The 19,987-nt window shown below is 59.0% G+C and carries 22 protein-coding genes; 12 read left to right on the forward strand and 10 right to left on the reverse strand.

Annotated features, from left to right (window positions below; all coding sequences use genetic code 11):
* Window positions 1–1,431: 1,431 nt before the first annotated feature.
* Window positions 1,432–1,782, reverse strand: coding sequence for a hypothetical protein (locus Q9S52_RS00005; RefSeq protein ID WP_304707452.1), 351 nt, complete (start codon window positions 1,780–1,782; stop codon window positions 1,432–1,434).
* A 307-nt stretch (window positions 1,783–2,089) separates the two neighbouring features.
* Here Q9S52_RS00005 and Q9S52_RS00010 point away from each other — a divergent pair, with 307 nt between their 5' ends.
* The 9 genes from Q9S52_RS00010 (at window position 2,090) to Q9S52_RS00050 (ending at window position 7,554) form a co-directional block, all read left to right on the forward strand.
* Window positions 2,090–2,683 (forward strand): hypothetical protein, encoded by a 594-nt coding sequence (locus tag Q9S52_RS00010; RefSeq protein WP_297628505.1) that lies wholly within the window; start codon window positions 2,090–2,092, stop codon window positions 2,681–2,683.
* Complete coding sequence (locus Q9S52_RS00015) at window positions 2,670–3,053, forward strand: four helix bundle protein (RefSeq protein ID WP_294594640.1); 384 nt, start codon at window positions 2,670–2,672, stop codon at window positions 3,051–3,053. Before Q9S52_RS00010 ends, Q9S52_RS00015 begins: the two co-directional genes overlap by 14 nt.
* Window positions 3,054–3,406: 353 nt before the next feature.
* On the forward strand, window positions 3,407–3,622 hold the full coding sequence (locus Q9S52_RS00020; RefSeq protein WP_294594638.1) for a hypothetical protein: 216 nt from the start codon (window positions 3,407–3,409) through the stop codon (window positions 3,620–3,622).
* Between the two features lie 158 nt (window positions 3,623–3,780).
* A complete protein-coding gene (locus Q9S52_RS00025) occupies window positions 3,781–4,059 on the forward strand; it encodes a hypothetical protein (protein WP_304707460.1) in 279 nt (92 codons plus the stop codon).
* A gap of 615 nt (window positions 4,060–4,674) precedes the next feature.
* Entirely contained in the window at window positions 4,675–4,818 is a 144-nt protein-coding gene (locus Q9S52_RS00030) for a hypothetical protein (protein WP_294594634.1), read from the forward strand.
* Window positions 4,819–5,089: 271 nt separating this feature from the next.
* A complete protein-coding gene (locus Q9S52_RS00035; protein WP_294594633.1) occupies window positions 5,090–5,248 on the forward strand; it encodes a hypothetical protein in 159 nt (52 codons plus the stop codon).
* A gap of 63 nt (window positions 5,249–5,311) precedes the next feature.
* Window positions 5,312–5,464, forward strand: coding sequence for a hypothetical protein (locus Q9S52_RS00040; RefSeq protein WP_294594632.1), 153 nt, complete (start codon window positions 5,312–5,314; stop codon window positions 5,462–5,464).
* A gap of 48 nt (window positions 5,465–5,512) precedes the next feature.
* Window positions 5,513–5,671, forward strand: coding sequence for a hypothetical protein (locus Q9S52_RS00045; RefSeq protein ID WP_300601292.1), 159 nt, complete (start codon window positions 5,513–5,515; stop codon window positions 5,669–5,671).
* Between the two features lie 440 nt (window positions 5,672–6,111).
* Complete coding sequence (locus Q9S52_RS00050; protein ID WP_304707466.1) at window positions 6,112–7,554, forward strand: RNA-directed DNA polymerase; 1,443 nt, start codon at window positions 6,112–6,114, stop codon at window positions 7,552–7,554.
* Here Q9S52_RS00050 and Q9S52_RS00055 read toward each other — a convergent pair.
* Window positions 7,502–8,179, reverse strand: coding sequence for an AAA family ATPase (locus Q9S52_RS00055; RefSeq protein WP_304707468.1), 678 nt, complete (start codon window positions 8,177–8,179; stop codon window positions 7,502–7,504). The two genes, Q9S52_RS00050 and Q9S52_RS00055, sit on opposite strands and share 53 nt — an antisense overlap.
* A gap of 26 nt (window positions 8,180–8,205) precedes the next feature.
* Window positions 8,206–9,585, reverse strand: coding sequence for an MATE family efflux transporter (locus tag Q9S52_RS00060; RefSeq protein WP_304707470.1), 1,380 nt, complete (start codon window positions 9,583–9,585; stop codon window positions 8,206–8,208).
* Window positions 9,586–9,685: 100 nt separating this feature from the next.
* Between Q9S52_RS00060 and Q9S52_RS00065 the strand changes: the two genes are divergently transcribed.
* From Q9S52_RS00065 to Q9S52_RS00075, 3 genes are all read left to right on the forward strand, one after another.
* The gene (locus Q9S52_RS00065; protein ID WP_304707472.1) at window positions 9,686–9,961 is read left to right on the forward strand and encodes a hypothetical protein; all 276 of its coding nucleotides are present in this window, start codon (window positions 9,686–9,688) and stop codon (window positions 9,959–9,961) included.
* Window positions 9,946–10,149: a hypothetical protein gene (locus Q9S52_RS00070; protein WP_297829665.1), complete on the forward strand. Its 204-nt coding sequence runs from the start codon at window positions 9,946–9,948 to the stop codon at window positions 10,147–10,149. The genes Q9S52_RS00065 and Q9S52_RS00070 overlap by 16 nt, the downstream gene beginning before the upstream one ends.
* A gap of 247 nt (window positions 10,150–10,396) precedes the next feature.
* Window positions 10,397–10,546 carry a hypothetical protein gene (locus Q9S52_RS00075; RefSeq protein WP_304707475.1) on the forward strand — a complete coding sequence of 50 codons (150 nt, stop codon included), beginning with the start codon at window positions 10,397–10,399 and terminating at the stop codon, window positions 10,544–10,546.
* Window positions 10,547–10,756: 210 nt separating this feature from the next.
* Here the strand turns inward: Q9S52_RS00075 and Q9S52_RS00080 are convergent, their stop codons facing one another.
* Genes Q9S52_RS00080 through Q9S52_RS00110 form a run of 7 tightly spaced genes read right to left on the reverse strand, consistent with a single transcriptional unit; the run spans window position 10,757 to window position 19,742 of the window.
* The gene (locus Q9S52_RS00080) at window positions 10,757–11,338 is read right to left on the reverse strand and encodes an aminodeoxychorismate/anthranilate synthase component II (RefSeq protein WP_304707477.1); all 582 of its coding nucleotides are present in this window, start codon (window positions 11,336–11,338) and stop codon (window positions 10,757–10,759) included.
* Window positions 11,339–11,387: 49 nt separating this feature from the next.
* On the reverse strand, window positions 11,388–11,714 hold the full coding sequence (locus Q9S52_RS00085; RefSeq protein ID WP_297829657.1) for a DUF2149 domain-containing protein: 327 nt from the start codon (window positions 11,712–11,714) through the stop codon (window positions 11,388–11,390).
* Window positions 11,711–12,343, reverse strand: a complete 633-nt coding sequence (locus Q9S52_RS00090) for a MotA/TolQ/ExbB proton channel family protein (RefSeq protein WP_294592878.1) — start codon at window positions 12,341–12,343, stop codon at window positions 11,711–11,713. Before Q9S52_RS00090 ends, Q9S52_RS00085 begins: the two co-directional genes overlap by 4 nt.
* A 5-nt stretch (window positions 12,344–12,348) precedes the next feature.
* The gene (locus Q9S52_RS00095; protein ID WP_297628483.1) at window positions 12,349–13,023 is read right to left on the reverse strand and encodes a hypothetical protein; all 675 of its coding nucleotides are present in this window, start codon (window positions 13,021–13,023) and stop codon (window positions 12,349–12,351) included.
* Between the two features lie 8 nt (window positions 13,024–13,031).
* Entirely contained in the window at window positions 13,032–17,132 is a 4,101-nt protein-coding gene (locus Q9S52_RS00100; protein WP_304707482.1) for a cobaltochelatase subunit CobN, read from the reverse strand.
* Window positions 17,133–17,135: 3 nt separating this feature from the next.
* Window positions 17,136–19,142, reverse strand: a complete 2,007-nt coding sequence (locus Q9S52_RS00105) for a TonB-dependent siderophore receptor (protein ID WP_304707484.1) — start codon at window positions 19,140–19,142, stop codon at window positions 17,136–17,138.
* Between the two features lie 9 nt (window positions 19,143–19,151).
* Window positions 19,152–19,742 carry an HmuY family protein gene (locus tag Q9S52_RS00110; RefSeq protein ID WP_304707486.1) on the reverse strand — a complete coding sequence of 197 codons (591 nt, stop codon included), beginning with the start codon at window positions 19,740–19,742 and terminating at the stop codon, window positions 19,152–19,154.
* Window positions 19,743–19,987 lie beyond the last annotated feature (245 nt).

Raw genomic sequence — 19,987 nt, forward strand, 5'->3', positions numbered from 1 at the left:
TAAGCGATACGCAGTATCGCTCCGTCCCGCCGGGGTCACCCGGACGCCGCCCGCGTAGGGCAGTTTCAGGCGGGACAAAGCTCAACCGCGCGCGACTGCTGGAGAAGGAGATCATTCAAACGCATGATTTGTGTTTGAATAAGATTTCCGCCAGCGCGCGGAGCAGGAAGTTGGGCCGTGGCTGCCCACTCCGAGTGCCGGGAGGCACCGCCGCCCGGCGTAAGGGCAGTACCCTCCCGTAGCTAAAGCCGCGCGCCCTGCCTTAGGAGGGAAATCGTCAAAATGTGCTGGCACGTTTTGACAAGATTTCCCCGGCGCGCACTAAGAACTGGGCCAAGCTGCTTAAGCGATACGTAGTATCGCTCCGTCCCGCCGGGGTCACCCGGACGCCGCCCGCGCAGGGCAGTTTCAGGCGGACAAAGCTCGACCGCGCGCCAACGCCTTAACAGGAAAATCATTCAAAAGCGATGTTCGCTTTTGAATCAGATTTTCCAAGGCGCGCGAACAAATCGACTCTGCCGAAAACTTCGTCGCCCGCCCGCCTAAAGAGGGATTTCGCTCATTTTGCATCAGCAAAATCGAGATGAAATCCCAGCGGGCGACGGAAAGGTGGCGGAGCGAAAGCGGAGCCGCAGTGAGGCACACACGGGGCGGAGAACTGGGACGAGCTTTGGGCTTTGCTTGTTCTTCGGGCGGGAAAACCGATTGCGGTTTTCCCGCCGCGCTGGGCCGAGTTGTTGGCCTGAGCTTTTGCGGCTCTACGAGCCGCCGGGCTTGCGCGCTGGGCCTTTGGCCCACCCCCAGAGCGCGCAGCCCGAACCCGACAGAATTGGGGCGAGGTTGGTGGCCGGGCTTAGGGCTTTACTCTCGGACGAGGCCGAACTCGACAGAATGTGATGATAAAATGAGAGGGGGCTTTGGGCGGTGCTTTTGCGACCTTTAGGTCGCCGTCCTCGGGCGCAGCGACGCATTAGCGGCGCGAGGGGGGATGCCGAGGACGAACCTCGCAAAACGGGGGCGGTGAATGGGGTGTTGTCGTGCCCAGAAATGGGCCGAGCTTTTGCGGCTCTTTGAGCCGCGCAGTTCGCCGCCACTCCATGCGGCGGACTGCAACTCGACGGAGCTCATTGCACTCACCGCTGGCGGCGAACTTTCCGTGATGGGGCGTTGCTTTTGCGACCCAACGGGTCGCTCGGGCCGGACGCCTGCCCACGGGCGGGACGCACAGCGTCTTTTACTGGCCGCCTCTACCCCACGACAGCACCTCCCGGTCGCCCGACCCACTTTAGTCGAGAGTGAATATTAAGGGTCGGAGCCAGCGTGGCCGGAAACGAGCATCGCGACGTTGCAGGCCTACGCCTGGGGTGGCTCCGGCCCGGGCGGTTCTTCGAACCGCAGTAAACGCAAACAGGGTAGAGGCTGTCCTTATTTTTAGGGTAGACCCGGCCCTTTGCCCACCGCGGGCACGCGGCGTTTATTCCGAGAGGAACGCAACTGAAAACCGTAGCCACGATTGCCCGGGTTGTCGGAACGGAACCATCTCATATGAAAGTTCAAATGCAAACCATTTTCGCTGCTGATCGAGGAAGACCAACTGCACCCGTAGCCGCCGACGCCGTTCAGCGCGCCTACTGCTATTTCCTTGCCTGAGCCGCGGTAGCCCGGGGCGGACAGGTGGATGGTCTTGCTTGTGACTGTTTTCGGAGGATTGTGGTGTGGGGAATTATTTTTAGAATAGTATTTTGTTATTTTAGGATAATTGTTAAATTTGTCTTTGAGCATGTGCAACTCATATTCGGTGAGAAAAATGAATTACTCTGAAAAAATAGAGTGATATGTAGGGAAAAAAGAACTTCATCGAATTTACTGGCGAGTTTTGCTATCCTACTCATAAAAGTATATAAGTTTTAGACATTTAAAATAATAGTGATGCGGATCCGATCTCTCGAGAGGCGGATGGAATCGAATGCTTAAAGGCTTGTCCGCGGGGTGGCCTCCCGTTCTCTCCTATGCCGTTATGTCTTATCGGATCGTACGGTGTCCAGTTGTCTCGTACGGTATTTTTCTCATTCAAAAAACTATTCTTTCGATGACTCTACAGGAAATCATTGCAGCCGAAAACTGCAACACCGATCGGATATATCTCTATCCCGAGGGCGTTTTTTGGAAAGCTTACGAACGCTCGGCTTTCGCCTTCGTGCGGCGAATCTCGCGTTATAAAATCACTAAACGGTTCATCAAATATCTGGATACCGAAATCGTATCGTTGGGTTTTCCCGATACCTCGCGAACGAGGGTACTCGGTGATCGACCCGTCCAGACTGGGCCCTACGGCATGTTGGTGCTCGACGGCGGAACGATCGATCCGGCGGCCTATGTCCGATGGAAAGAGGCGATTCCATTGGTCGCGGCTCGAACCGCTACGACTCCTCCTCCGGCGGCGACATCTGTGGCTCCGCCGCCGACCTTCGGAAAGAGCGGAGGCGCGCCGCGTTCCGGAACGGGTATCGCATCGATCGCTCCTTTGGTAGTGGCCTCTCAGCCGGTCGCGACCGAAAACAGAACTTCGGTCGTCGAAGCGGTGTTGCGCGATCTCCGCAATTTCAGCGTCGAAAACGCGACGCCGCTCGAATGTCTTCTTTTTGTGTCTTCCCTTAAAAAACAGCTCAATGGCAGTCTATGATAATTTGGAGGTCTTCAAGGCAGCGTACGATTTGTTGCTCTATGTCTTTCAGTTCACGCCGAACATCAAACGGGACTATCGGTATACGTTGGCTGAAAAACTCAAGGACAATATCATCGAGTTGTGTCTCTGTATCTATCGGGCCAACGGAGCGAAAGAGGAGCGGGTGGCGGATATCCGGCTGGCGAGGGAACGGGTGGTGACGATCAAACTGATGTGTCGCATGCTCACCGACCTCAAACAGATATCGGTCAAGCAGTTCGCGGTGGTGTGTACGCACACCGAGTCGATCTCGAAACAGTTGCAGGCCTGGCAGAGGTATTCCGAAAAGATGAAGCTGGAACGGAAGGCCGTTGTGGTCAAATCGTAACGGGGTGGCGGCGGAGGGGGAGAGTTCTTTGATGGTCTGGCTTTGCACATCCGGTGTGGCGGGTCGTGTTCCGAGACGGTCGTGCCTCGATGGGTTCCGGAGTGTTCGGACGGTCGTCGGGCTCCGGCGGCTGGCGGACAGGGTGAACGATAAATTCAGCAGTCCACTGAAGTCTTAGTTATTCACGCGTTCGCTTCGTGCTATGGGCGGAGTGAATATTCCAGCGACTGCCTTTCCGATTCGGGCTATGCGCGGTTCCCGCCCCGGGCTTCCGCGAGAGAGCCAATGGCGGGCTGAGCAACGTCGGCAACAACGGGTTCAGCTATTCGTCGTCGGTGAGCGGCAGCAATGGGGTGTACTTGAATTTCAACGTGACGAACCTCAATCCCAGCAACGCGAACAACCGCGCCTACGGTCTTCAGTTGCGTTGCCTCTCAGCGTTTATCGGCGGTCGTCGGCGGAACAAGGGGGGCCGGATGTGCGTTTTTTCCTGTTCCGTTCGTCGGGGGTGTCAGAACGGTGCCGTGCAGGCAGTTCCGGAGTATCGGACGGCTACGGTGGTTCGATAGTGAGGACGATAAATTCAGTAACTTACTGATGCTTTGCGGTATTAGTTATGGCTACGACCTCCTGTTCCGTAGTGCCGGGGAGGAGGTGATCGGGAATAGTTACGGTTCGGCTACAGTGCTTGTCGCCCGCCCCGGGCTACCGCAATCATGCGGATGGCGTGCAGCGTAACGTCGGCAACGAGGGTACGGTCTGGTCTGCGTCGGTGCCCGACGGCAGCACGAACGCCTGGCGTTTGTTGTTCAATGCGACGAACATGAATCCTTCGAATGCGAACAATCGCGGCAACGGTTTTCTGTTGCGTTGCCTCTCAGCATTTATCGGTTTTCGGCTCTTCCGGACGACGGAACAGGAGCGTATTCACAGGACGGACGTCCCCGGAGTGTCTGTCGGTTACGGCCGGCGACAGAGGATGCGGGTAAATTCAGCGACCCACTGATCGTGCTCGGGCGCGATTAGTTATGGTACGAATTCGGCTGGAGCGTGTCGTGCGCCGCCCGCTGCGGAGAAACTCTCCGCAGCGGGGCGGCGAAGCGAGCGGTCGCAAGATAGGATGAGAACGCCCCGGGCTATCGCAATCGGGATACGGGCGCGCTGAACAACGTCGGCAACAACGGTTACAGCTGGGCTTCCACGGTCAGCGGTACCAATGGCATGAACTTGAATTTCAACGTGACGTGGCTCAATCCCAGCAACGCGAACAACCGCGCCTACGGTTTTCAGTTGCGTTGCCTCTCAGCATTTACCCGGACGTCGCGTCCTTTTTTATAGATAGGTATCGGTGCACGGGCCGAATGGGCAGGATGTTTTCCGGAGTGCCGGCTTTTTTTCTACAGGGGAGTCGGCAGGGCGAAGGGTAAATTCAGTGACCTACTGGTCTGTCGTTCAGTGTTTCGGACAGATTAGTTAAATCGATGATTCTGTCGGTTTTTTGTTTCCGGCGGAGTCTGTAGAGAGTGGTTGCTCAGTTCGACAGGCTGCCCCGGGCTACCGCAACAACTCTTCGGGCGAACCGGGTGGCGTCGGCAACAACGGCTATAGCTGGTCGTCGGCGGTGAGCGGTATCAACGGGCGGTTTTTGTGGTTCAACACGCAGGACCTCGATCCCAGCAACACGAACAACCGTGCCAACGGTCGTCAGCTGCGTTGCCTCTCAGTATTTACCGACATCCTGCTTTTTGATATTTCGAGTCTTTAATATCATATGGTTGTTGTGAAAATTTTTAATCTGCCTGACCCCGGGCTGCCGCACCACGCTCTCGGGCGAACCGGTGAGTGTCAGTAGCGAGGGTTCCGGATGGTCATGTACATCGGTCGGTGGAACCAATGGCATGTACTTGCACTTCTACACTCGTGGTCTCGTCCCCAGCGACGTAATGAGCCGCGGTCACAGTCTTCCGTTGCGTTGCCTCTCGGAATAAACAGAGAAAACCGCCCCGGGCTACCGCGGCTACATCGAGGGCGCTCTGATGGGCGTCGGTGACGGCGGATACTATTGGACCTCGACGTCCTACGGTTCGGACGACCACTACCGGGGCATGTACTTGGACTTCCACGCGGGGTGGCTCGTTTCCGACAATACGACGCGCCGTGCCTACGGTTTTCCGTTGCGTTGCCTCTCGGAATAAACGGGGACGAGAGGCGCCGCCCCGGGCTACCGCGACTCAGGTGAACAAAATCGATGGGGCGACATGAACGGCGTCGGTAATAACGGTTATAGTTGGTCGGCCGCCACAAGGGGCATTTACGGACAAGATCTCCTCTTCAAAGTCACGTGGCTCTATCCCAACTTTGCAAACGACAGCCGTGCCTACGGTTTTCAGTTGCGTTGCCTCTCGGAATAAACAGAGGAAACTGCCCCGGGCTACCGCCTCGCAGGCTCGGGCGCACCGGTGAAGGTCGGCTACTTCGGATTCAGCTGGTCGTCCGCGTTCTACGATTCGGGCGACCACTACCGTGGCCTGTGCTTGGATTTCCATTCGCAGAGCCTCGATCCCAGCTGCTCGGACTACCGCGGCTACGGTTTTCAGTTGCGTTGCCTCTCGGAATAAACAGAAGGGAAACAGGGATGCCGGAGTGTCGGTCGTCAAGAGTGGCCGGCAGAGTGAACGATAAATTCAGCAGTCCGCTGACCGACCGGTCAGCTATAGATTGTCAGGTATGCTCCGACTTTCGCCTCGCCGGCGACTCGGAGGCGTATCACTCGAGCGACTGCCAACACGGATGAGGCCCCGGGCTTCCGCAACAACACCTCGGGCGCGCTGAACAACGTCGGCAACGAGGGTTCCGTCTGGTCGGCTGCGACTAACGGGACGAACGGCGTCTATTTGCGTTTCGTCGTGAATGCGGCTCAGCCCAGCAACTCGAACAACCGTGCCAACGGCTTTCCGTTGCGTTGCCTCTCAGCATTTATCGCCCTCCCTGTTTCTTCTTTTTGCGATGCAGCGGATCCGGCGATAAGCGGGAATAATAGCGTTCGAATAAAATAATTATGGAAGAAAATAAAGAAAAGAGTTCAGTCGGCGAACGACCGGACACGTTGCTCGAAGACCTCTTCCGGGCCTACTTCGATGCGCGGAAACACAAACGGAATACACGCAATCAGTTGCGGTTCGAGATGGATCTGGAGAGCAATCTGATCGAACTTTACAACCAGATTCACAGCCGGGAGTATCGGGTGGGGCCGAGCGTCTGTTTCATGGTGGAGCATCCGGTCAAACGGGAGATATTCGCGGCCGATTTTCGCGATCGGGTTGTGCACCATCTGTTATATAACTACATCTCGCCGATGTTCGAACGGACGTTTATCGCCGACAGCTATTCCTGTCTGAAAAACAAGGGGACGCTCTACGGTATTCAGCGGCTGGAGCATCACATCCGGTCGTGTTCGGACAATTATCGCGAGAGGTGCTATGTGTTGAAGCTCGATATTCAGGGCTATTTTATGAATATCGACCGGCGGATTATGTTCGAAACGATCGAACGGGTCATGTTGAAGATGGGGTCCCGGCGGTCGCACAAGGGGAAGCCGTGGAACGAGTTGCTGGATTACGATCTAATTTTCTTTCTGTTGCGCGAGGTGGTCTTCAACGATCCGACCGAGAATTGCATCATTCGGGGGAGCCGGTCGAAGTGGGCAGACCTGCCGCGGAGCAAGAGTCTCTTTACGTCGCCGAAGGGGTGCGGGCTGCCGATCGGGAATCTGACGTCGCAGCTGTTCAGCAATATCTACCTGAACGATTTCGACCACTTTATCAAGCGTCGGCTGGGACATCGGCACTACGGGCGGTATGTGGACGATTTTTATATCATCCATCGGGACAAGGAGTTGCTGAAGCGGCATATCCGCGAGATCGATGCCTACCTGAAGGAGCATCTGGGGCTGACGCTGCATCCGAAGAAGATCTATTTGCAGGAGATTTCGAAGGGGGTGACTTTTCTCGGGGCGGTGGTGAAGCCTTATCGGCGCTACATGGTCAATCGGACGCGCAACCATTTCAGTGCGTTGCTGATGTCGATGAATGCCTATATCCGGACGCACCCGAGGCCGTCGCGGACGTTTCTGGTCTATATGCAGGCGGCGATGAACTCCTATCTGGGCTATATGACGCACTATAAGTGCTATAAGATGAAGCTGAAGATGATTCCGCGGATGGGCGAGGTGTTGAAGTTGGGATACCTGACGCACAATATGACGCGTTACCGACTGTGTCGCGAGTTGCGCGACCGGCTGGGCGCGAACGGGGCGCAGTATCGGTTGCCGTGGGAGATGGAGTGCCTGCCGCTCTCGGCGAATCGGTCGGCCCGGGTGGAGGGGCTGCCCGAGGTGGACGAGGACTGGAGGCCGCTACGGGGCGAGACAATGGAGTGGGAACCGCCGGTCAGCGTGCCGGCTCCTCCGGCTCCGGTCGTCCCGACTGAGCGGCGGCGGTAGCGATGCGCTGTTCGGTATAGTTGCGCAAGAGTTCTGCCGTTCGGTCGATCCCCAAAACCGACGAGTCGATACAAAGATCGTAGGAGGTCGCGGCGCCCCACGATTTGTCGGTGTAGAAGTCGTAGTAGGCGGCGCGCTTTTTGTCAATTTTCCGCATCATGTCGATGGCCTCTTTCGGGCTCTGTGCGCCGTGGCAGCGCATGATGCGCGCGATGCGGTCGGCTTCGGAGGCGTAGATGAAAGTGCTGATGCAGAGCGGCTCATTGCGCAGGATGTAGTCGGCGCAGCGTCCCACGATGACGCACGACCCCATTCGGGCCACTTCGTGGATCACGTCGGACTGGAATTTGAAGATGTTTTCGCCGGCCAGGGCGTTCCCCTGGCTGCGCATCGCTCCGCCTCCCATCATGAGGCTGGTGGCCAGGGCGTGCATCAGGGTGCTCGGCGCCTGTTCGTCCGCTTTTTCGAAACATTCCGGGTCGAGGCCGCTCTCTTTGGAGGCTTCGGCGATCAGTTCCTTGTCGTAGTAGGGGATTTGGAAGAGATCGGCGAGCCGGCGGCCCAGTTCGCGGCCGCCGCTGCCGAACTGGCGACCGATGGTGATGACGAAGCGGGGTGTTTCCATAGCGAACGAATGGTTCTAAGTGGTTGTTATTCGGTGGTTGCAGATGAGCTCAGCTGTGGTTGCATCCGGCGGAATTTCCGGAACTGTTTCCAGAGCAGAATCGCGGCCAGCGTAGTGGCGGCGCAGTCGGCCAGCGGCATACTCATCCAGACGCCGTTCGCGCCGAAAAAGTTCGGCAACACCAACAGAAACGGTACGAGAAAGAGCATTTGCCGGGTGAGGGAGAGGAAAATCGCTTTGGGCGCCATCCCGATCGACTGGAAGAAGTTGGAGGTCACCATCTGGAATCCGACGATGGGGAACATGGCGAGAACGATCCGTAAACCGTGGCTCGAAATGGCGAGCAGTTCCGGGTCGTCCGTGAAGAGCATGGTGATGTGCCGCGGAAAGAGCTGGCAGATCAGAAAGCCGGTGGTGGTGACGGCTACGGCGCAGTAGACGACGTATTTGAAGGTACGGGTCACGCGGTCGAACTTCCGCGCGCCGAAGTTGTAACCGACGATCGGCTGCATCCCCTGATTGAGTCCCATGACGATCATCACGAAGAGCATGGCGATGCGGTTCACGTTGCTGTAGGCTCCGATGTAGAGGTCGCCGCCGTGGTGGAGCAGCGATTTGTTGATCAGGATAACGATCACGCTGGAGCAGACGTACATCAGGAAAGGGGCCATCCCGATCGACAGGATTCCTTTGACGATGGTTCGTTTGAGCCGGATCGTGGCGCGGGTGAAGTGGATGAAGCTCTTCTTGTTCAGGAAGTGGTTCAATTCGAGCCCCATGGCCACCGCCTGTGCGATGATCGTCGCCCAGGCCGCTCCAGCGATCCCCCAACCGAAACCGAAGATGAAGATGGCGTTGAGTATCCCGTTGAGAATCACGGCTGTGAGCATAATTGCCATGGCTCGTCCCGGATAGCCCGAGGCCCGAAGCATGTCGTTCAGCCCGAGGTAGACGTGGGTGATGACGTTTCCCGCCAGAATGATGAACATGTAGCTCCGCGCGAATCCGATCGTGTTGTCGCTGGCGCCGAAAAAGTAGAGTATCGAGTCCAGAAAAGGCAGTCCGATCGCCGAGTAGGCGATTCCGATAACGGTGTTGAGGATGATGACGTTGCCGAGAATCAGCAAAGCGCTGTCGCGGTCGTCCTGTCCCATCTTGATGGAGAGCTGGGTCGAGGCCCCGATTCCCACTAACGAGCCGAAAGCTGCGCCGAGGTTCATCAGCGGCATGGTGATCCCCAATCCCGACAAGGCCAGCGGCCCCACTCCGTGCCCGATGAAGATGCTGTCCATCAGGTTGTACAGCGATGCTGCCGTCATGGCGATGATCGCCGGGATGGCATAGCGCAGCAGGAGGGTGGATATTTTTTCGGTCCCTAAGAGGAGCGGCGAGGCTTGTTGAGCCATGGTCTGCGGTTAAAGAAAGAGGGGGACGGCACACGGCGTCCGTCCGGTTCACAAAGATAGCTCTATTTTCGGAGTTGTCCCAACCTAAATTGCGGTTGCGATGCGGGGTTCGCGGGGGCAATTTAGAGTAGAGGCGGTCAGTGGGCAGTGGTGGGCGGTTCACGTGCCGAGCGCCGCCGCCCCGGGCTACCGCGACTACGGTCGCACGGGCTATGAGGGTGTAGCAGGGAACGTCGGCGGCGAGGGTACGGTCTGGTCTGCATCGGTGCCCAGTGGCACCCAAGGCATGAACTCGAATTTCCACGTATCATGGCTCTATCCCAGCAACGCGAATTACCGTGGCTACGGTTTTCTGTTGCGTTGCCTCTCGGAATAAACGGGGCGCCGGGCTTCCGCTTTGACACCTCGGGCGCGCTACACAACGTCGGCAGCGAAGGTTCCGTCTGGTCGGCGTCGACCAACGGAACGAACGGCGTCTATCTGCGTTTCGTGATGAATGCGACTCAGCCCGCCTTTACACTCGGTCACGGCTACGGTTTTCAGTTGCGTTGCCTCTCGGAATAAATGGGGCAAATGCTCCGCCCCGGGCTACCTCCCTCGGGATACAGGTGCCGCGAACTATCTCGGACACGGCGGATACAGCTGGTCTTCCTCTGTCAACGGTGCCAACAGCATGCACTTGAACTTCTATACGCAGTACCTTCTTCCCAACCACGCGAGCCATCGTGCCTACGGTTTTCAGTTGCGTTGCCTCTCGGAATAAACGGGGCACGTGCCCGCCCCGGGCAACCGCCATGCAAATTGGGGAACGATGACAGGGGTGGGCGACATCGGTTTTAGCCAGTCTGCGATGATCAACGATATCCGAGGGCTCCATTTGCTGATAGGTGTCAATCGTCTCTATCCCAGTTATGCGGATCCGCGTGCTTACGGTCTTCAGTTGCGTTGCCTCTCGGAATAAATGGGTAAGAAATGGGTCAAGACGGAAGATCAGGGAGAAGAGAGCCGGAATAGCAAGATGGTATAAGCGAGAAAAAGATAAAGTGATTATTTTAGTGATTCCGATAAATTCCTGATTGATAAATTACTGGCTGTTTTTATATAAAATTCACTTTCGGGCCGGCCTTTTTGTGATTGACGGATTACCGTTGTAAAACCGTTGCGGCCGGTTTCAGCCATTCGGGTCGTATCGGAGCCAGTTGGCGATCATGCGTCCTCCCTCCGGCGTGAGGATCGATTCGGGGTGGAACTGCACGCCGCGCACATCGTAGCGACGATGAGCAAGGGCCATGATCGTTCCGTCGGCATCCACGGCCGTCACTTTCAGGGTATTGTCCGGAAATCCGTGCCGATCGACGACCCACGAGTGGTAGCGTCCTACCTCCGGTCGGGCCGGGAGGCCGGCGAACAGCGGGTCGGGTTCGACGATTTCGATCCGGCTGGCGATGCCGTGGCAGACCTGCGGCAGGTTGGCCAGCCGGGCGCCGAAGCACTCGGCGATGGCCTGTTCGCCGAGGCAGATACCGAGGATGCTTTTGGAGGGGGCGTATCGCCGGATCAGGGGCAGGAGGAGGCCTGCGTCCGAAGGCACTCCCGGGCCCGGCGAGAGCACGATTTTGTCGTAGGACTCCGCCTCCTCCAGCGGGATCCGATCGTTGAGACGCACGTCGATCCGGTCGGCCCCGGCCTCGCGGAGCAGTTGGACGAGGTTGTAGGTAAAGGAGTCGTAGTTGTCGAGCACCAGAATTTTCATGTACTTCGCGACCGGCGGATGTCGGACAAAGATAGACGAAAAATCGGAGCTATTCGGGTACGTAGATGATCTCGCCGCTCTCCAATTCGTAGGCGACGCCCACTTTGCGTCCTTTGGGGCCCGAACTCGTCTGCGATTCGGAGGGTTTGTAGCGCGTAATGGTCTGACCCTCTTTGGCGATGATCTCCATTTCGGGGGTGCCGGGATTTTTGACCATCGTATAGTCCTCCTGCGAGAAGAGTTCGGTCATGTTGAAGCGGGTCACCAGGGCGACCATCAGGGCGACGGCGAAGACCATTGCTACGTCGAAGAGGTTCGAGAGCAGCGCGACCGGGTCGTGGTCTTCGCCCGTGTTCAGGATTTTTCTGCGTTTCATGCCTGCGGGGTGTTGGGGTGAGCGTTCGCGTCCGGGCGGCGCCGTTCGAGCGCGAGGGCCGAGAGGTAGTCCAGCGAGGCGAGGTCGCGGGCGGCCCAGCGTTGTTCGATCTGGAGCAGGACGAAGCCGACGGCGCCGGCGAAGAGGCCGATGACGGTGGTGGCGAAGGCGACTTGCATGTTGTAGGCCATGGTGGCGACGTCGCCGGTCGAGAGTCCGGTCAGGGCGGGCCCCATCGGAATCAGGGTGCCCATCAGGCCCAGGATGGGGCCGAATTTGGTCAGCAGCCGGGCGCGTCCCAGTGTCCGGTCGGCGGCGATCTCGTAGTCCGAAACGATGCGGTGGTTGGCGGCTTCGGAGCCGTTGCCGTCGATCAGTCGGCGGGCGGCACGGGTAAAGTCCGATGTCGGCTGGGCGGCGAGCAGTTCGCCGAAAGCGGGAAGGTCGGCGCTGTCGAGGCTGTCGAGTCGGGGGCGGATCGCCCGACTGGCTTGGCGGCGTTGCTGGTATCGGTTGTAAAAGCCGCCCAGTCGGAAAATCGCCTGGACGAAGACGAGCAGCAGGCCGACGATAACGGGTACCAGCAGGCCGTTCGATATCCAGAAGAGGAGGTTTGAAACGTATTCCATATTTATTAGTTGTGTTGTTTTTTCAGCTTTTTCAGAAAGCGGGGTGCAAGATATCCCGCTGCGAGGAGCAGGGTTGTGACCGAGAGGGCCAGCCCCGTGCCGCGCCAGTCGATCGGCGTGCTGTGGCTGACCACGGTGGCCGACGGGTGGAAGACGGTGCAGCAGACGGTCAGGGCGAAGATCAGCACTCCGCACAGGAGGGTCGGCTCGATGCGACTCTCGTCGGACGGAAACCACCTCCGCCATAGGTATCCGCCGCCGCTCAGCAGTACGAAAATCCCGATCGAGAGCCACAGGGTCAGGGTGGTGAACGCCTGACCGGTGCAGGTGAAGAAGAGATCGACCTGTACGTAAAACAGCGCGGGGAAGAGCAGCAGCGAGGGCAGATAGCGGAGCCGCCGGAGGGCGCGTTGCGGAGCGAGGCAGGCCCGACAGGCGGCGCAGGTGACGAGCAGGTCGAGCATCACGACGAGCGACAGATTCGTCAGGGCCTGCGGCTCCGACAGGGCGGATTCGACTTGCAGTTTATTGAATTCCAGCGCGTAGGGGCGGAAAATCCAGAGGCTGGCGGCATACAGCGCTCCGAATGTCAGGCGTTGCCATCGCCGAGGGAGCAGGCTGCCGCTCAGGGTCGCTTTGACGAGCGCCAGCAGGGTCAGAAGGAGTAGAACGCTTTCCATAGTCGGGGTTATGCCTTTCTTTTACGCAGCTTGCGGATGATTCGGATGCCGCCTGCGGCGGCGCAGATCAGGCCGAAGGCTCCCAGGGCGATACCCAAGCTGCCGAAGGGTCGGCGGGTGTCGGCGGCGCGGTTCAAGGTCTCTTTTTCGAGCACCGTTCCCTGCTGTTCCGTGCCCTCCGACGGGGCGGCGGAAAGGGCCCGGTCGACAGATGTCCGGTAGGTTTCGGCCTCTTCGGGAGTCAGTTGCCGGCCGATGAAGTCGCGCAGTTTGGCGTTGTCGCAGGTGAAGCCGCTGCAGGCCGCTTCGTGCCGGGTCACCAGTTCGCTGTGCAGTTCGGCGATAGCCTTCAACTGTTCCGGCGTGGCCTGCCAGTATCCTTTGCGGGCGGTCTCCAGCATCACGGCGGTGATCTCCTGCAGAGCGGCCGGATTTTCGCGTTCGAAGAAGGTCTGGGTGCCCAGATTCAACTCGTCTTCGACATAAATATCGTAAATCCGATCCCACATCTCGTTGTCGATCGCGGCGGGTTTCATGACGTTCCATCCGTAGGTGTTCCGCACGACTTCGGAAAACCGTTCGGCCGAAGAGGCGCCTCCCTGCATCTGTTCGCGGATATAGACCGGATTGAAGAGGGTGGTGCGCGTTTCGACGCCGATGGCCTCTTTCAGCTCCTGTACACGGGCGTGGTGGCGGTTGCGCAGGTCGTTGAAATAGGTGTCGGGATCGCGCCCCGTCACGTTCCGGACGGTCAGGTTCAGGCCGCCCATGAATTCATACACGTGGTCGAGGCTCAGCGCGCCCCAGGTGTGGCTTTGGCGCGGCTGGACGACGGCATCGGTCTGTTGCAGGGCGGCTTCGAAGAGGCCGGGATGGAAGTCGCCCCACGCTTCGGAGCTGCCGTAGGCGGCGCCCATGTTGTTGAGGTAGGTCGCGGCGATTTCGTTGTCGGACTCCCACCGGTCGCCGCTTTCGACCAGCGCGGTAATGCCGGTGCCGGTCATGCCGTTCAGGCCGCCGAAAATCCGGCGGGTCGAGAGTTCGCGGGCCGCTTTCGGTGAAAAACCTTTTTCGAGTAGCACTTTTTCGGCAGCCAAACGTCCCTGGGCGACGTAGTTTTCGCCGTCGTCGAGGGCGGCTGTCAAATCGACCGCTTTCTGGATCAGGGCTAACCGGGAAGCGGCTAAGTCGCGCAGCTGGCCGGAGGTCTGTACTACCACGTCGATCCGCGGGCGGTTCAGCTCGGAGGCCGGAACCGGACGGATGTCCATCACGCGGCCGAACTGGTCGCGGAGGGGCTCTACGCCGAGCAGCCATAGAATCTGGGCGATGGTGGCTCCTTCGCTTTCGATGAAGGCGCCCGACCAGAGGGTGAAGCTCACTTTCTGCGGATAGTTGCCGCCGTGGTTTTTCAGGTAGTCGGCCAGCATCTGTTCCCCCATCGCGACGCCTTTGGCCCAGGCGTCGGGCGAGGGAGTCGCCTCGGCGTTGATGGAGTAGAGGTTGCGCCCGGTGGGCAGGGTGTTCGGGTTGGCGATGTAGTCGCCTCCCGGCGTCGGGGCGAGGTAGCCGCCGTTCAGGGCTCGGACGAGCGATGTCAGTTCGGCGTTCGGGCTCTCTTCCAGGGCGGAATGGTAGTTGCGCACGTTCGTTACCGCGTCGGCGATCTGGGTCAGGGCTTCGGCCCATGCTTTTTCGGCAGCCGATAGGGTGTCGGTCGGCATGGCGGATGGGGCGGCGGGTCTGGCGCGAAGCATGGCCAGACGGTTTTTGGGCTGCAACAGGGTCTGAATCTGTTGGGCCCGGGCCAGCTGTTTGGGCGAGATGCCCAGCGAAGTCAGGGCGGCTTCCGTCGTCCATGCGGGCTGGGTCAGCAGGCGTTCGACCGTCTGACGAGCGGGGGTTCGGTAGCGGCGGTTGAAAAATGCAGCCCGGTCGATCTGCTTCTGAGTGACTTTGCCCTGTGTCTTGTCGAGTGCGGCCAGTCCGTAGGCGATCGGATCGGTGGCCAGCAGTTCGACCGACGAGCGGATCTTTTCCGGGGTGAACGGCACGCCGAGGGTGTACATCCCGCCGGTGATCTTCTCGGAGCAGAGCTCTTCGGCGAAACTTTCGATCCGCTCGATCTCGGCATCCGTATAGGGCTGCGTCTGCACGCTGTCCAGTTTCAGGTCGCGGTGCAGGCCCATTTTCAGGGCCAGACGTTTGATATGCAGGTTGTCGTTCGCCGAACGGTCGCTCTCCTCTTTGGCGAGGTAGTTTTTGATGCGTTCCAGCAGCTGGCCGACTTCGCCGCGCATTTCGGTCTCGATGAACGGCGGGGTCAGGTGCGATACGGTGGTCGCATAGCTGCGCCGCTTGGCGATGATGCCTTCACCCACGTCGCCGATCGTATAGAGGTAGAAGTGAGGCAGATCGCCCACCAGCCGGTCGCTCCAGTCGGCGGTCGAGAGGGCGACCTGTTTGCCGGGGATGAATTCCAGCGAGCCGTGCGTGCCGAAGTGGAGCATGGCGTCGGCGCCGAAACCGTAGCGTGTCCAGAGGTAGGAGGCCAGGTAGTGGTGCGGCGGGATCGGGTTGTCGCCGTGAACGGCGGCGAAGGTGTTCTCGCCGGTGCTTTGGGTCGGCTGGGGCAGCAGGACGATGTTCCCGAACCGGATCCGGGTCACGGCGATGCTGTCGCCGGCGGTGTAGAAAGCGCCCGGAGCCGCGCCGTGTTTGGCGGTCAGTTCGGCGTACTGCTCCGGCAGCAAGGTCCGGCGCAGCCAGTTGTCATAGTCGGCGGCCGGAATCAGTTCGGGGTAACCGGAGTGCAGGTAGCGCTCGATGTTCCCCTCGGCATAGCTGTTGAAGACCGGGCCGCGCTCCATCACCAGTTCTTCGAATTCCTTTTCCGAAGCGGGCAGGCCGCTCAGGTCGTACCCCTCGCTCTGCAGTTTCTTCAGAAAATTGTACAGCGAGGGCAGTACCTCGAGTCCCGAGGCGACCAGCGAGTGGCTGCCGGGGCCTTTGAAGTAGTAGACGGCCACTTTTTTATTCTTGTTGGGCTTCGTGCGGAGTTTCAGGTAGTTCGCGACGGTGGCGGCGAATTGTTCTGTCCGGCCGGGTATGGATTTAAAAAGGTAGAGTCCCTCGTCGTCGATGAATTGGGCGTTGAGGGCCATCGGAACGATGCCGCCATCGAGTTCGGGCATGACGATGCTCTGGCTCAGAAAGCCGCCGACCATTCCTTGTCGGTCTTCCATCCAGCGGTCGTAGGTGTCGTTGAGGGTGAGGGGGCAGAAGAGCGGAATGTTCCGTTCCCGGAGCCACTCGACGGCCCGTTCGCCCTGTCCCATCGCCAGACGGCCGTGGGGCAGGTAGACGACGGCGTCGGGCCCGATCTCCTGCAACAGCTCCAGCCGGCGGCCGAAGCTCGAAATCGGATAGACGTTCATGCCGCGCCGTTCGAGAGCCGTAATCAGTGAGTCGAGGTGCTCTTTGTTGGTGTCGAACGGCCCGGCCATGCCGACCAGCAGAGTCACTTTCGGGCCGTTCGGGCGGCGGAAACCCTGAGCGGTGTAATAGGTGTCGAACTCGTCGACAGTGGAGAAGGTCTGTTCGTCGTCCAGATGGAACAGGACGTCGCTGCTGATTGCCACGGGCGGTTCGACGGGGCCGGTAAAGAGCTTCCGGCCCTTCAGCTCGCGGCGGATGTAGTTGAACAGGCTGCGGTAGTTCCGTGTGCCGCCGTTGTCTAGGTAGGCTTTCACGGTGGACTGTCGGACGGAGTCGAGGCTCGTGATGCGGTTCACGGGGTCGGTCACCGAGGTGGAATAGATCGGTGTCCCTTTGGCCTTGAGCTTTTCGAGCAGGGCCCGGTGGTCGTCGGTCATCCGGATGCCCATGCCGAAGATCAGCACGGCGTCGTAGTTTTTCAAGGTCTCGAACTCTTCCAGTTCCACCGAGAAGAGTTTGATCGAGCGGTTATCCAACGATTGGGCCATGCGGGCCGTCTGGTAGCGCGGGAAATTGACCAGCGCCACCCGGGTCGGTCTCAGGAGAACGTAGCCGACGCCCGCGAGTGCGAGGAGAACGAGGCCGAGCAGCAGTATCTTTTTGCGGTTCATAGGTTAGTGTTTTTTTCGGGCGAGTTGTTCGATGTCGAGCGAGAGGCCGGCAAAAAAGGTGATTCCCGGCGAGACGGAGGTGTTGAAACTATGGACGTCGGGCCGGTAGTCGAACAGGTTGTCGGCGCCGAGACTGAGGCTTACGGCGTTGCGGAGCCGTTGGGTCACGACCAGCTTCCACATGGTGTAGGCCGGGTAGCGTTGCCGGTAGAGGGCTCCCGTCGTGCCGTCCGGATTCACGTAGGCGTCGTCGAAGGTGTGGGTCGTCACGGCGCTCAGGATGCGGCCGGTCAGGTGCACGTCTAAGCCGTAGTTTTTGCGTTTCAGACCGTATTCGAACCGAAGGGTGGCCGAGTGGGGCCGGGTGGTCGAAGTGTTCACCCCATTCACCGGCTGGGAGTCGTGCACGTAGGCGTAGGAGGCGGTGAGGCCGAAACCGTAGGGTAGTTTGACCGACACGTGGGCATCGATGCCCCACACTTCGGCATGCCCGATGTTGGTGTAGAATGAAGAGTCGCCGGCATTGTTCCAGACGGTCGAGATTTTATCCCGGATGCGGTTGTAGTAGCCGATCACGGAGGCGGAGAAACGTTTCCGGGTGTATTCGGCCGACAACGAGATGTTCCGGCTCTTTTCCGGCACGAGGTCGGGATTACCGATCAGCTGGAACATCCCCTGGTGGCTCCAGTCGGTGTAGAGCTCTTTCAGAGTGGGCGATTTGAAGCCTTCGCCGTAAGAGGCCCGAAGGGTCACGGGACGAAGTTTGTACATCAGCGATGCTTTCGGGGTGAGATGCGCGCCGTAGGTCGAATGGTAGTCCATGCGGGCGCCGTAGACGAGATTGAGCTGCGGCAGAAGATTCACGTCGTGCTGGGCGAAAGCGACGTAGGTCTCGGTCGAGTGTTCCGGTTCGTCGCCCTTGAACTGGTAGGTGTCCAGTTTGTCGCCGAAAAATTCGGCGCCGACGGTCAGTGTCCCGGCTTTGCGGAAGATGTTGTTGTATTGGAGCCGGGCCGTATGTTGTATGTTGACGTAATTTTTGTCTTTTTCGTCCAGCCGCAAGTAGTAGTCGAACTTGTCGTATTCGTCGAATTTGTAGCTCGCCTCGATGTTCTGTCGCTCGTTGACGGCGTAGTTCAGATGGATCCGGCCGGTGTAGCCGCGGAACAGGTCGTGGACTTTGTCGCTGGAGTATTGTTCGTGGTTGTAGTAGGTGCCGGCGAGGGTCATGGTGAGCGGATCGACCGGCCGGATGACGAATTTCTGGTCGATGTCCCAGTCGCTGTATCCGTAGATGCGGGTCGTGGTCGGAAGCTCGTCGGTCGGCTGCTGCGTGCCGTCAGGGTATTCGATGTAGGCGAGTTTGCGGTCGGTCAGCGCGTAGCTGTTGCGGTGTTTGTAGGTTCCCGTCGTGAAGCTGTTGAACCGGCGGGTGTTGAAACCCAGTGAACCGCCGTAGCGCTGTTCGTTCAGGCTTCCGTATCGGCCGTTCAGATTCAGCTGCCAGGGCTTGGTGGCTTTCTTGGTGATGATGTTTACCACGCCGCCGATGGCGTTCGAGCCGTAGAGGGCCGAGGCGGCTCCCTTGACTACTTCGATCCGCTCGATGTTCGCTACGTTCAGCCGGTCGTAGTCGATGTTGTCGCGGGCTTCGCCGGCGATCCGTTCGCCGTCGATCAGGAAGAGCACGTAGTTGGCGCCCATGCCCGCGAGATTGATGTTGGCGGTGCCGCCGTGGCTGGTGAATTCGATGCCGGGCAGGACGACCTCTAAGAGGTCTTTCACCGTCGTGGCATCGGTCTTCCGGATCTCTTCGGAGCGTATCACGCGGGTGATGACCGGAACGTCTTTCAGCAGTTTCGGCGTGCGGGTGGCGGTCACCACGATCTCTTCCGATTTCAGGTCGTAGAGCGGATCGTCGGCTCCTCCGGGAGGGGTTTTCTCTTTGGCAGAGAGGGCCGGACGGCCCAGCAGAGCCAGGCTGCCGACCGCCAGTAGGATGTGTCGCATGGTGTGGGATTATTCGACAGGATATTCGTAGGTGAAGGTGATATAGCCGCCGGCGCCCAGATCATTGGTGTAATCCAGAAATTTCACTTTGGCGTATTTGCCTTCGGCCGTGCGGATCAGGTAGATGTCGGGGTGTACGACGTAGGTCGGCGGCATGCCGGAGCTGGTATACCAGTCGGCGAGTACTTCGTTGCGGGACTGGTCGGCGGTTTCGCGCATGGTCGGGAATGTGATCTCGGCCCGGACGTCGGGTGTGTAGGTGACTTCGGCGGGATTCTCGGTCACGGCGTTCATTTCGGCCGCTTCGGTTTTGAAAGCTCCTCCCCGGCCGGGGCCCGAGGCTCCGCCGTTGGTGCGGATGTCGCCTCGGTGGAAAGCGAGATCCCACGAACGGCTGTCGGCGAGGGCGGTATAGCTGCCGTCGGTCTGAATGGTGTCGCTTTGTTCGAACGAGAAGTAGGTCCAACGGTCGAAAACGGGAGCGCGTACGGTGAATGTGCCGCTGGCGGGCGGAGGGGTGACTCCTTTGTCGTCTTTGCAGGCAGTGAAGATCAGCGTGGTGCACAGAAGGGCCGGGAAAAAGAGTAAACGTTTTTTCATGGTATATTTTTTTTTGTTGTGAATCGATTGGGAAGGCAGAGATGAAAAAGAGCTCCTGTCCGTTTCCTGCATGGCTTCCGGATGGGACAGGGGCTCTCGGGCATTTATTCAGTTGGCTTACAAAATAAATTCGCTGACATCTTTGCGTGATTTTTACATCGCAAAGGTCAGCGAATCCGGGCGGGGCGGAAATCCCCAAATGTGAGGAAAAAACGGAGAGGATATCCCCGATTTTGGTAGTGGGG

This window comes from uncultured Rikenella sp. (assembly GCF_948810725.1).
GTDB lineage: Bacteria > Bacteroidota > Bacteroidia > Bacteroidales > Rikenellaceae > Rikenella.